The following is an 11,787-nucleotide window of genomic DNA, read 5'->3' on the forward strand; positions in this document are numbered from 1 at the left end:
TCGGCCCGGACGATATCTCGCGCGATCCGGAAGTGCGCGACTTCCTGCAACGCGGCGACTCCCAGGTCGATCCGGCGGTGCGCAAGGAGGCCTATCGCAAGGCGCTCGCCCTGATCGCGGAGCGGGCCTATTCGCTGCCGCTCTATTCGCTGACCACCTATTACGTTGCCAACAAGGACCTCGTCTTCACCGCCTATCCGGACGAGATCCCGCGCTTCTGGGAAATGTCGTACAAGTGAGGGCCAGCGTGCGCCATCTCTCACGCTCCGCCATCGGATGCTGATCTACGCCCTGAAGCGTCTTGGACTTGCCGTTCTGGTCGCGGTGGTCGTCTCCGCGCTCGCCTTCCTGTTGCTGCGTGCGTCCGGCGACGTCGCGATCGCACTCGCCGGGGAAGGCGCGCGCAGCGAGGACATCGAGAACATCAGGCGCATTTTCGGCCTCGATCGTCCGCTCATCGTGCAGTATCTCGAGTGGGCCGCGAAGATGGCACGCGGCGACTTCGGCACGTCGCTGTTCTTCAAGACCGACGTCCATGCGCTCGTGCTCGAAAAACTGCCGACCACGGCGCTGCTGGCGTTGTTCTCGCTGATCTTCGCGCTCGCGGTGTCGCTGCCGCTCGGGATTTTGGCGGCGCTTTATCCCAACAGCTGGATCGATCGCCTCTGTCTTGCGCTGGCGGTAATCGGACAGGCGTTGCCAAGCTTCTTTTTCGCCCTGATCCTGATGATCGTGTTTGCCGTGATGCTGAGGTTGCTTCCGGTATCGGGCAGCGACAGCTGGGCCCATTTCGTCCTGCCGACCGTGGTGCTCGGCTATTACATCGCGCCCGCCATCATGCGGCTGGTGCGTGCCGGTATGATCGAGGTGCTGGCCTCGGATTATGTCCGCACCGCCCGCGCCAAGGGGCTGTCTTCAACCTCGGTGGTGCTCAAGCACGCGCTGCGCAATGCTCTCGTTCCCGTGGTGGCGCTCTCGGCGGTGCAACTCGGTTTCCTGCTCGGCGGCTCGGTCGTGATCGAGACCGTGTTCGCCCTCGATGGCCTCGGCTATCTCGCCTTTCAGTCGATCACCCATAAGGATCTTCCCGTCACGCAGGCCATCGTGACACTGCTCTCCCTCCTTTATGTGGGCCTCACACTTGCCGCCGATCTTGCCAACGCCTGGCTCGACCCGCGCATCCGGGTCGGGAGCGGATCATGACCGATGTCGCCGCGATTCCCGTTCTGGACCTGACGACGGCGTCATCGGGCACATTGTTGCGTCGCCGGATCATGGCGCATCGCGGCCTGCTCATCGGCACCGGCCTGCTGACGCTCATCGTCATGGTGGCGCTGCTCGCGCCGCTGATCGCCCCGCATGATCCTTACGCGCAGGACCTGTCCCGCCGCATGATTCCGCCGATCTGGTACGAGAAGGGCAGTTGGGCGCATCTGCTCGGCACCGACAATCTCGGCCGCGACTATCTCTCGCGCGTGCTCTATGGCTCGCAGATATCGCTTCTGATAGGCGCGGCCGTGATGGTGATTTCCGGCCTGATCGGCACCGTGCTCGGGCTTGCCGCCGGGTTTTTCGGTGGCCGTGTCGACATGATCGTGACCTTCGTCATCACGGTGCGGCTGGCGCTTCCGCTCATTCTGGTTGCGCTCGCGGTCGTTGCGACGGTCGGCGGCTCGCTCTGGGTCGTCATCCTGGTGCTTGGCCTGCTCAAATGGGACCGCTTCGCCGTAGTAATGCGGGCCGCGACGCAGCAGGTGCGGGTGCTCGACTATGTGGCGGCGGCGGAGGCCGCCGGCGCGTCGACCCTGCGCGTCATTGTTGGCGAAGTGCTGCCGAATTTGCTGCCCCAGCTCGTCGTCGTGGCGACCGTCGAAGCCGCCAGCGCGATCCTGCTCGAGGCCGCGCTCTCCTTCCTCGGTCTCGGCGTCCAGCCGCCGCTGCCGTCCTGGGGGCTGATGATCGCCGAGGCCAAGACCTACATGTTCTTCTCGTTCTGGCTGATTGCCATTCCCGGCACCGCGCTCGCGGTTCTGGTCTTTGCCGTGAATATGGTCGGCGACGGTATTCGTGACGTCTCGGCGCCCGGGGGGAGGGGTTAAGTGGCTGTTCTGCTCGAGGTCGAAGGTCTGACGGTCGACATCGCGACGGCGCGCGGAACGCTGCATGCGGTGCGGGATGTGTCGTTCTCGCTGCATAGCGGCGAAACCCTGTGCCTGGTTGGCGAATCCGGCTGCGGCAAGTCGATGACGGCGCTCGCCTTGATGGGCCTGTTGCCGCGCGCGGCACAGCGAAGTGCGCGCCGCATGCGCTTCGAGGGCCATGACCTCGCTGCGCTTCCGGCGCGCCGGCTCGCGGAATTGCGCGGAGCGCGCATGGCCATGGTGTTTCAGGAGCCGATGACGGCGCTGAACCCGGCCTACACGATCGGCGATCAGCTCACCGAAGTACATCGCCGCCACAAGGGCTCGACAATGGCGGTGGCGCGTGAGCGCGCAGTCGCGCTGCTCGAAATGGTCGGGATCACCAATGCCGCGGCGCGGCTCGGACAATATCCGCACCAGCTTTCCGGCGGCCTGCGCCAGCGCATCATGATCGCGATGGCGCTGATGTGCGGGCCGTCGCTGCTGATTGCCGACGAGCCCACCACCGCGCTCGACGTGACCATCCAGGCGCAAATCCTGCGGCTGCTGGTCGAGCTGCAGCAGGATCTCGGCATCGCCATCGTGCTGATCACCCACGATCTCGGCGTCGTCGCGCGGGTCGCGCATCGGGTGGCCGTGATGTATGCCGGGGAAATCGTCGAGTCGGCCAGCGCCGCCGATCTGTTCGCGGCGCCGCGTCATCCCTACACACGCGGGCTGATGGCTTCCATTCCGGTGCCGGGCGCAACCAGGCCGGGCGACCGGCTCGGCGTCATCAGGGGCATCGTGCCGTCCCTGATCGGAGACGTGGCTGGCTGTGCGTTCCGCGACCGCTGCGATTTCGCACAGCCGGTATGTGCCCGGACCGTTCCGGTGCGCTCCGATGGCGGACATGACTGGCGCTGTATCCTCGGCGAAGCGGTGGCCGCATGAGCGCGTTGCTCGAAGCCTCCGGTGTGTCGCGCGATTTTTCGGTCGGGCGCGGGCTGTTCGCCGCCAGCCAGACGCTGCGCGCCGTCGTTGATGTCAATCTTGCGGTCGAGAAGGGCGAGGTGCTCGGTCTCGTGGGTGAGTCCGGCTCCGGCAAGTCCACGCTCGCCAAAATGCTGCTCGGAATCCTCAAGCCCAATGCGGGCGTGATCCGGTTCGGCGGCACCGACGTGGCCTCGATCGGACGCCGGGCGCTCGCCCGCCGCATCCAGCCGGTGTTCCAGGACCCCTATTCGTCGCTCAATCCGCGCCGCACGGTCGCCTCGATCGTCGCACTGCCGCTCGCGGTGCAGGGCATCGGTACGGCGCGTGAACGCCGGGAGCGGGCCATTGCGATGCTGGATCGCGTCGGTCTGGCGCTGCGCCACGCCGACGTCTATCCGAATGAGCTTTCCGGCGGACAGCGCCAGCGCGTCGCGATTGCCCGTGCGTTGGTCGTCGAACCCGAAATCGTTTTGCTCGACGAGCCTACCTCCGCGCTTGATGTCTCGGTGCAGTCGCAAATCCTCAATCTGCTGCTCGACCTGCGCCGCGATTTCGGCCTGACCTACATCTTCATCAGTCATAATCTCGCTGTCATCGAGCATGTCGCGACCAGCGTCGCCGTGATGTATCTCGGGCGCATCGTCGAGACCGCCCGCCGTGAAGACCTGTTCCGCGCGCCGCGCCACCCTTACACACGCGCGCTGCTTGCTTCGGTGCTGACGCCGGAGCCCGGGCTCGGCGTTCCCGATGTCGGTCTGGGCCTGAGCTTTCCCGATCCGCTGGCGCCACCGCCGGGGTGCGTCTTCCATCCGCGTTGTCCGGATGCCGGTCCACGCTGCCGGATCGAGCCGCCGCGCCTGCTCCGCGACGGGCAGGGGCTCGTCGCATGCCATTTGCACGATGGCGGCACCAGGCTGGCCGCCTGACGCCGCATAACAACGCGTGTCCCGGACGCGGCGCAGCGTTCTCCCGGCGATTCGAAGCATCGTCCGGCACGATGCGCCGCAGAGCCGGGACCCATTGAACATGGACCCCGGATCAGCAGCGCACCACGCCGCAAGTGCGGCGCGCTGCACTGCATCCGGGGAACGACTGCTGGCCGCGCGCAAGGCGGGATCAAGCCGCCTTCTGTCTCGATTTCGCGACGTGGGTGGCGATCGCATCCATCAGCGCCGGAGACAGGCAATCATAGGGCTCGAGCCCGAGTTCCGTCAGGCGCGATCTGATACCCGCCATCTCCGATGGCGCGACGCCGGACTCGATCACCGACGACACGAATGCCGCGAAACCCGGCGCGGCCGAGCCGGCTTCCTGGAACAGTTCGGGGTGAATGAAGTCGAGACCATAGAAGGGATGTCCCTTGTTCTCGATGCGGCCGTACATATGCGTGCCGCAAGCCTTGCAGGCATGTCGCTGGATCGCCGCGGAGGCGTCGATGATATGCAGCTTGTCGCCGTTTTCGAGCTCCGTCACATTTTCCCGCGGCACCACGGCGACGACCGAGAAGGTCGCCCCCTCGGGCTTCCAGCATTTGGTACAGCCGCAGGCGTGGTTGTGGGCGACATCGCCCTTGATGCCGACCTTGACCGGCTTGTCCTTGCATTTGCAGACGAGGGTGCCGCCGGTAAAGCTGCCCGAGCCTTTCTTGACGCCGCTGTCAACCGATGGGTGGATATGAACAGTCATGGGCTATCCTCCTTGTGTTGGACGTTTTTGACTCAGAATACGACTACCGAACGGATTGACTTGCCTTCGTGCATTAGATCGAAGCCCTTGTTGATCTCTTCGAGCTTGAGCACGTGCGTGATCATCGGGTCGATCGCGATCTTGCCGTTCATGTACCAGTCAACGATCTTCGGTACATCGGTGCGACCGCGCGCGCCGCCGAACGCGGTGCCCTTCCAGACCCGGCCGGTCACCAGCTGGAACGGCCTTGTGGCGATTTCCTTGCCGGATTCGGCGACCCCGATCACCACGGAGACGCCCCAGCCGCGATGGCAGGCCTCGAGCGCCTGGCGCATCACGGTGGTGTTGCCGGTGCAGTCGAAGGTGTAGTCGGCGCCGCCGTCGGTCAGCCCGACCAGGTGCTGAACAATGTCGCCGCTGATCTTGGACGGATTGACGAAATGCGTCATGCCGAAGCGGCGGCCCCATTCCTCCTTGCCGTCGTTGATATCAACGCCGATGATCTTGTCGGCGCCCACCATCCTGGCGCCCTGAATGACGTTGAGGCCGATGCCGCCGAGCCCGAACACGACCACGTTGGCGCCCGGCGTGACCTTGGCGGTGTTGACCACCGCGCCGACGCCGGTCGTCACGCCGCAGCCGATGTAGCAACTCTTGTCGAAGGGGGCGTCCTCGCGGATCTTTGCCACCGCGATTTCCGGCAGCACGGTAAAGTTCGAAAACGTCGAGCAACCCATGTAATGGAAGATCGGCTTGCCCTTGTGGCTGAAGCGCGAGGTGCCGTCCGGCATCACGCCCTTGCCCTGGGTGGCGCGAATCGCGGTGCAAAGATTGGTCTTCTGGCTCAGGCAGCTTTTGCACTGGCGGCATTCGGGGGTGTAGAGCGGGATGACATGATCGCCCGGCTTCACCGAGAGCACGCCGGCGCCGACCTCACGAACGATGCCCGCGCCCTCATGACCGAGGATCGAGGGAAAGATTCCTTCGCTGTCAAAGCCGTCCAGGGTGTAGGCGTCGGTGTGACAGATCCCTGTCGCCTTGATCTCGACAAGGACTTCACCGGCCTTCGGTCCCTCCAGATCGACCTCGACAATCTCGAGAGGCTTTTTTGCTTCGAACGCGACTGCAGCGCGTGTCTTCATTCTCAACTCCACTTTCGCTTTTCAAGCGCGGCAAGAACATGTTGTGACGCGCGCTTTCGCGTGTCCGCTATTTCTTGCCCATGCAGGAATTCTCCGTCTGGGTGTAGGCTTCCGGCTTGTCTTCCTTCTTGGCAGGACGCGCGCGACCGACGGCGTCATTGGCGCGGGCACGCAGATAGACGTACAGGTCGTCCATGTAGCAGGCGACGTTCGGATTATCGCCGAGCGCCGGCATAACGGAATTGCCGTTCTGGCGACCGCTCGCGACCACGCCCATGAAATCGCCGTAACTCATGACCTTGAGCGAGTCCGTAAGCGCAGGGGCATAAGTCGACCCCATCCCGTCGGGGCCATGGCAGACGTGGCATTCCGAGTGGTACCGCCGGTACCCGGAGTAGGTGTACCAATCCACCGTTCCGTCGGACGCAACCTTGAAGGTCGGGCTGCCTTCCTTGTCGAGGTACTTGCCGTCCTCGGATTTGACGGCGGCCGGATCGACCGGAGCTTCGGCGATGGCAATTCTTCCTGATACCACGATGATGATCGCGGCACCCGCAAACCAGATTGTACGCAAGAGCATTTCCTCGACATTCGTAGGCAGGCGAACCGGTGCATGGAACAACTCCATGCACCGGAACGAGGTTGGCTCAGTCTACTGCGGCAAGGCGAACACGGTCAGTGATCCGCCGAGCGCGGTGTAGTTGCTGAGCGCAGCGTAGCCACCGACGGCGCCGAGGCCGGCGGTCGGATCGGTCAGGCCGGCTGCCAGGCCGATACCCGCCCAGCCACCGACGCCGGACAGTACTGCGACATACTGCCTGCCGCCCTGCTCATAGGTCGTGACGTTGCCGATAATGCCGGACGGGGTCTTGAACTTGTAGAGTTCTTTGCCGCTCTTGGCATCGACCGCCTTGAGGTAGCCTTCGAGCGTTCCGTAGAACACCACGCCGCCGGCGGTAGCAAGCGCACCGGACCAGACCGAGAACTGCTCCTTGTTCGACCACACGATCTTGCCGGTCTTGTTGTCCCAGGCAATGAAGTTGCCCATGTGGGTCTCGCCGGGAGGCGGATACATCGAAAGCGTCGCCCCGACATAGGGCTGGCCCGCGGTGTAGCTCACCTTGAACGGCTCGTAGTCCATGCAGACGTGGTTGGTCGGCACGTAGAACAGCTGCGTATCCGGCGAGTAGGCCGCCGGCTGCTCATCCTTGGTGCCGAGCGCGGCCGGGCAGATCCCCTTGGTGTTCTTGTCTTCGCCGGTCTTCTCGGTCGAATATTGATCGAGAACCTTGGGACGGCCGTAGGTCGGGGAGGCCTTATTCATGTCGACGCCGCTGGTCCAGTTGACCTTCGGATCATATTTCTCGGCGACCAGCAATTCGCCCGTGATGCGGTCGAGGGTGTAGCCAAGGCCGTTACGATCGAAATGGGTCAGCAGCTTGCGTTCTGCTCCGCCCATCTGCTGATCGCTGAGGATCATTTCGTTGACGCCGTCATAGTCCCACTCGTCATGTGGCGTCATCTGGTAGACCCATTTCGCCATGCCGGTATCGGCATTGCGCGCGAAGATGGTCATCGACCATTTGTTGTCGCCCGGACGCTGCTTCGGATTCCAGGTCGAGGGATTGCCGGAGCCGTAGTAGACGAGGTTCACAGCCGGATCGTAGGACAGCCAGCCCCATGTGCAGCCGCCGCCGATCTTCCATTGATCGCCCTGCCAGGTCTTGATGCTGGAATCCTTGCCGACCGGCTTGCCGAGTTCGGTGGTGTTGACCGGGTCGACCATGATCTGGTCGTCCGGACCTTCCGAGAACGCCCGCCACGCCTGCTTGCCGGACTTGAGATCGTAGGCGGTGACGTGACATTGCACGCCGAATTCGCCGCCGGAGATACCGACCAGAACCTTGTCCTTGATCACGAGCGGGGCCGACGTGCCGGTGGCGCCCTTGCCGGGGTCACCGTTCTTTACGCTCCACGCCACTTTGCCGGTCTTGGCGTCGAGGGCGACCAGCGTCGTATCGGCCTGATGCAGGAAGATCTTGCCATCCCCATAGGCCACGCCACGGTTAACCGTATCGCAGCACATCACCGGGATGACGTTCGGATCCTGCTTGGGCTCGTACTTCCAGACGATCTGGTTGTCCTTGGATAGGTCAAGAGCATAGACCTTGTTCGGGAAGGGCGTGTGGACGTACATCATGTTGCCGATGATGAGTGGTCCGCCCTCATGGCCGCGAAGCACGCCGGTCGAGAATGTCCACGCGACCTGCAGCTTCCCGACATTGGCCGCGTTGATCTGGTTGAGCTTGGAGTAGCGTGTGTTGGCGTAGTCGCCTGCCGGCATCACCCAGTCCTTCGGGTTCTGCGACATCTTGATCAGTTCGTCGTTGGCCCAAGCGCCGCCCGCGGTTAACACCGCGATGGAGCCAAGGGTTGCCAGAAGCACCTTGCGCATAGCGAATTCCTCCCACTGATGAGCTTTGGGTTCCGCCGAAACGGCCCACTTTTCTCCATTTTGTTCCGTATGCTTATCCCGTTCCGTCATGGGAAACTTGCCCAAGAGGGAAGGGGGTTTGCTCCAAAGCGAAGCTCAGCGAATTTTTTGATGTCAGTCCCACCGCAGGGTCCCACGTCGTGCCACACATGCGGCAGTGCAATGAAGGTTGGGCGGCGTGAGCTACCGAAGGTTGAGGTTTCCCTTGACGGCGTGGAAACTAAGTCGGAGGATTGTTGAACGCATCCCGGGACATAAGATGCTCAGGCAAAGACGACCGTTCTGACTGGAACCATCTAACTTGAATAAATGCTTGGGCTAAATGGCGCTTCACCGTGACCGAGCCGTTCGCGGCAACAGTCACGTTTCTCGAATCGGTGGCTGGACAATGTCCGATATGGTCCGCTCGCTAAGCACTTCCGGATTGGCGCCGAAGCGACAGGTCCAGTTCTGGTCCGATGCGCTGACAGATCTGTGCGGGCGATTCGATGTCGATCCGATGCATGCTTCATCGCTCGAGGCGCGGATCAACTACACCACCGTGTCCCAGTTAAAACTCTGCCAGATCGAGGTCAGCCAGCATCGGATCGCGCATGCGCCGTCGCGCGTGCGATCAGGGGAACATCCCTTCGTCAAGATACTGTTCCAGACTCACGGCATTTCCTACTTCGAACAGAACGGCCGTCATCTCGAACTGAAGCCCGGCGACTGTCTCGTCTACGATGTGTCGTGTCCGCATACGATCATCAGTCCCGCGCTGACGCGGCACGACGTTGTCATCGTGCCCAAGGAACTGCTGCGCGAGCGCGGTGTCCGCCTGTCGAAGATGTCGGCCTGCAAACTCTCGGCACGCACCGGCACCGGGCGCATTGCCCACGACTTCGTGCATGCGGTGTTCGACGAAGCCACCAAGCTGTCGCCGTACAACGCCATCGGCGTCGCCGATTCGCTGATCGATCTCCTGCTGCTGCCGCTTCGCGAGGCCGACACGATGTTCGATCGTGGCGGCGCCGAGGCGACCTATGTCCGGGCACAGTTCTTCATCCGCGAACATTTGCGCGACCCGGATCTCAGTATCGATCAGATCTCGGCGGCGCTGGGCTGCACCAAGCGATATCTGCACATGCTGTTCAGTGACAGGGGCGTCACCGTCAGCGACCATATCTGGCAGGCCAGGCTACAGAATTGCCGCCAGGAGCTGGAAACCCAGGCCGGAAAGACCATCACGGATGTCGCATTTTCGTGGGGCTTTTCGAGCTCGTCGCATTTCAGCCGCGTCTTCCGCAAATATTTCGGCGTGGTTCCGTCTTCCATCCACAAGGCGCAGCACCACAGCCCGTCTCCGGACGCTTCCTAGACCGCCCGCCTAGCGCCATGCTTTTTCTGTGTTTTCGGTTGTTTGGCAGCAGGTGCGAACGCGCGCGATCTTGGCCAATGGGAAAACGCGGATCCGGCCATCCGGCAATGGTACGAGGCCTTGATGCAGCCCGACAATCCGAATGCATCCTGCTGCGGCGAAGCCGACGCCTACTGGGCCGATGAGATCCATGTTCGGGACGGCAAGAGTTACGCGCGCATCACCGATGATCGGCCCGATGCGCCGCTCGGCAGGCCGCACATCCGCAACGGAACGGAGATCGAAATCCCGGACCATAAACTGAAATGGGATCGTTCGAATCCCACCGGTCACGGCATCGTCTTTCTCAGTCGCGCCGGTTACGTGTTCTGTTACGTTCAGCCCGGCGGCGTTTGACGGTTAATCAGCTGGTCGGAGCATGCGGGCAGACACTCGGCCGCGGCCTGGTTCCCCGCATGTCGATCGGCACGTTGCAATTGTCGATGCGCTGCTCGTCCATCCATTTGCGGCCGAGACGCTCCTTTCCCGTCAGCGCTCCCGGCGCCGTTGCCGCGTCAGGCGTTGGCTGGCCCGGCGATCCGTTCTGCGCGGTCGCGGACCACGCCAGCGCGATTGCGAACACCGTGGCGAGAGATCCCTTGCACAAGAATCGCACGGATGGCCTCGCAAATCCTTGAGGGTTGATGGACGGGAACACGAAAGCGCCTGATTAAATAACAGCGCAATTCGCGATGCCACCCGGAACCTGAGGCGACCGGGTCGGTTTCCCCTTTGTCTTCGCACGCCGGGGCACGCGCCGGGACAGAGGAGATACAGATGAACACGAAACGACTCATTCTTGCCGGTTGCTCGATCCTTGTTTTGAGCGCCGGCAGCGCGTTCGCAGGTCCCTGCGATACCACGGGCCGATCCGCAAATCTCAAGGATGCAGGTTCCGGGCCCGCTGCGACGGGCAGCGGCCAGACCACCACCGGCATGGCCGCCGATGCCAAGGGCCATCCGCCGACCAGCACGATGAACCAGGCTAGCGGCAACGCTGCGGCCTCTTCACAGGATGCACAGCGGCAGATGCAAGGTCAGCCGACGGCAGCGGAACGGGCCCAGGGTGCCAAGCCCGATGCTGGCAAGGACTGCTGACGGATGACGGACAACGCCGATCGTTTTGCGCAATGTTGTCCAAGAGAGAAGTGACTTTGTCCAAGAGAGAAATATTGCCCGTCGGGCGATGGCAAACATGTGCGGCGTTAGGTCTTGCGTACTTGCGCAGCGTCCGCGGTGGTCTTAGGTTCAACCACGGCGCGACCTCGCGCCAAACTGCTTGCAAGTGACGTCTTGCAAACTACTTGGGAGACCCGAATGACCTGGAAAACTCCGAAGATCGTCGAGGTGCCGGTGGGCATGGAAATCAACATGTACGCCTGCGCCGCGCGCAAATAGACTGCATCGAAACGATCTGCCCGGCTCTGGCAGCGCTCTGCTGCTGCGAGCCGTGGCAGACGTCGCTGTCACTGCAGGACAGCTCGGATACATCAAACTTCCTTCGTGTCGAAAAGGTAGAGGTCGGCTCCGCCATCGGCGAAGTTTGCAAGATCTCCCCCCGCGGCTCTTCCCTCCGGCGAGGCCATGCCGGCCTTGAGGGCATCAAGCGAGTCAAAATGCAGCGTGGCGACAAGGTGAATGTCGCTGGGACCGGCTGGCGTTCCGACCCCGCCGCGGCTGATATCGTATTTCTTCAGGCCGGGAATTTTCTTCGCAAGGGGAATGTGAACCGCCGCGTAGTGCTTGTCGAAGGCTTCGGCACTCTTTGGCTTCTTGTACATCACGAGAACTTTCGCCATTTGGATCATTTCCTCCCTGTTGTTTTGGCAAGCGGGCCTGGCCCGTCGAGGTCCGCATTGCATCCGATCTGAACTCGGGGATCAAGCGTTCCAATGGGTCGCTGGCAGCCACGCGCCGTGGTAGAGTGCTGCTGCGACCAGCGGTACGGTCGCC

The 11,787-nt window shown here is 62.7% G+C and carries 14 protein-coding genes and 1 pseudogene; 9 read left to right on the forward strand and 6 right to left on the reverse strand.

The annotated features are described in order from the left end of the window. The 5 genes and pseudogenes from Q7T45_RS03680 to Q7T45_RS03700 form a co-directional block, all read left to right on the forward strand. Positions 1-239 (forward strand): annotated as a pseudogene (locus tag Q7T45_RS03680) (ABC transporter substrate-binding protein); the annotation flags it as partial. 37 nt (positions 240-276) lie between these two features. After that, positions 277-1,203, forward strand: coding sequence for an ABC transporter permease (locus Q7T45_RS03685; protein WP_304867763.1), 927 nt, complete (start codon positions 277-279; stop codon positions 1,201-1,203). After that, entirely contained in the window at positions 1,200-2,099 is a 900-nt protein-coding gene (locus tag Q7T45_RS03690; protein ID WP_304867765.1) for an ABC transporter permease, read from the forward strand. The genes Q7T45_RS03685 and Q7T45_RS03690 overlap by 4 nt, the downstream gene beginning before the upstream one ends. Next, positions 2,100-3,074, forward strand: a complete 975-nt coding sequence (locus Q7T45_RS03695; RefSeq protein ID WP_304867767.1) for an ABC transporter ATP-binding protein — start codon at positions 2,100-2,102, stop codon at positions 3,072-3,074. Continuing rightward, complete coding sequence (locus Q7T45_RS03700; protein ID WP_304867768.1) at positions 3,071-4,042, forward strand: oligopeptide/dipeptide ABC transporter ATP-binding protein; 972 nt, start codon at positions 3,071-3,073, stop codon at positions 4,040-4,042. Before Q7T45_RS03695 ends, Q7T45_RS03700 begins: the two co-directional genes overlap by 4 nt. A gap of 190 nt (positions 4,043-4,232) precedes the next feature. Here the strand turns inward: Q7T45_RS03700 and gfa are convergent, their stop codons facing one another. The 4 genes from gfa to xoxF5 form a co-directional block, all read right to left on the reverse strand. Next, entirely contained in the window at positions 4,233-4,802 is a 570-nt protein-coding gene (gfa, locus tag Q7T45_RS03705) for an S-(hydroxymethyl)glutathione synthase (protein ID WP_304867769.1), read from the reverse strand. A gap of 32 nt (positions 4,803-4,834) precedes the next feature. Further along, complete coding sequence (locus tag Q7T45_RS03710; RefSeq protein ID WP_304867771.1) at positions 4,835-5,944, reverse strand: S-(hydroxymethyl)glutathione dehydrogenase/class III alcohol dehydrogenase; 1,110 nt, start codon at positions 5,942-5,944, stop codon at positions 4,835-4,837. Between the two features lie 67 nt (positions 5,945-6,011). After that, a complete protein-coding gene (locus Q7T45_RS03715) occupies positions 6,012-6,524 on the reverse strand; it encodes a c-type cytochrome, methanol metabolism-related (protein WP_304867772.1) in 513 nt (170 codons plus the stop codon). Positions 6,525-6,596: 72 nt separating this feature from the next. Continuing rightward, positions 6,597-8,399 carry a lanthanide-dependent methanol dehydrogenase XoxF5 gene (gene xoxF5, locus Q7T45_RS03720; protein WP_304867773.1) on the reverse strand — a complete coding sequence of 601 codons (1,803 nt, stop codon included), beginning with the start codon at positions 8,397-8,399 and terminating at the stop codon, positions 6,597-6,599. 427 nt (positions 8,400-8,826) lie between these two features. On the opposite strand from xoxF5, the gene Q7T45_RS03725 reads away from it, so the two are divergent. Beyond that, positions 8,827-9,795 carry a helix-turn-helix domain-containing protein gene (locus Q7T45_RS03725; RefSeq protein ID WP_304867775.1) on the forward strand — a complete coding sequence of 323 codons (969 nt, stop codon included), beginning with the start codon at positions 8,827-8,829 and terminating at the stop codon, positions 9,793-9,795. Between the two features lie 123 nt (positions 9,796-9,918). Further along, on the forward strand, positions 9,919-10,191 hold the full coding sequence (locus tag Q7T45_RS03730) for a hypothetical protein (protein WP_304867777.1): 273 nt from the start codon (positions 9,919-9,921) through the stop codon (positions 10,189-10,191). 7 nt (positions 10,192-10,198) lie between these two features. Here the strand turns inward: Q7T45_RS03730 and Q7T45_RS03735 are convergent, their stop codons facing one another. Beyond that, positions 10,199-10,450: a hypothetical protein gene (locus Q7T45_RS03735; protein WP_304867779.1), complete on the reverse strand. Its 252-nt coding sequence runs from the start codon at positions 10,448-10,450 to the stop codon at positions 10,199-10,201. 161 nt (positions 10,451-10,611) lie between these two features. On the opposite strand from Q7T45_RS03735, the gene Q7T45_RS03740 reads away from it, so the two are divergent. Both Q7T45_RS03740 and pqqA read left to right on the forward strand, forming a co-directional pair. Beyond that, positions 10,612-10,932, forward strand: coding sequence for a hypothetical protein (locus Q7T45_RS03740; RefSeq protein WP_304867780.1), 321 nt, complete (start codon positions 10,612-10,614; stop codon positions 10,930-10,932). Between the two features lie 219 nt (positions 10,933-11,151). Further along, positions 11,152-11,232, forward strand: a complete 81-nt coding sequence (gene pqqA, locus Q7T45_RS03745) for a pyrroloquinoline quinone precursor peptide PqqA (RefSeq protein ID WP_035721241.1) — start codon at positions 11,152-11,154, stop codon at positions 11,230-11,232. A gap of 92 nt (positions 11,233-11,324) precedes the next feature. Here pqqA and Q7T45_RS03750 read toward each other — a convergent pair whose 3' ends face one another. After that, a complete protein-coding gene (locus Q7T45_RS03750; RefSeq protein WP_304867782.1) occupies positions 11,325-11,633 on the reverse strand; it encodes an EthD family reductase in 309 nt (102 codons plus the stop codon). Between the last annotated feature and the right edge of the window lie 154 nt (positions 11,634-11,787).

Origin of the sequence: Bradyrhizobium sp., assembly GCF_030646015.1 — a bacterium.
GTDB lineage: Bacteria > Pseudomonadota > Alphaproteobacteria > Rhizobiales > Xanthobacteraceae > Bradyrhizobium.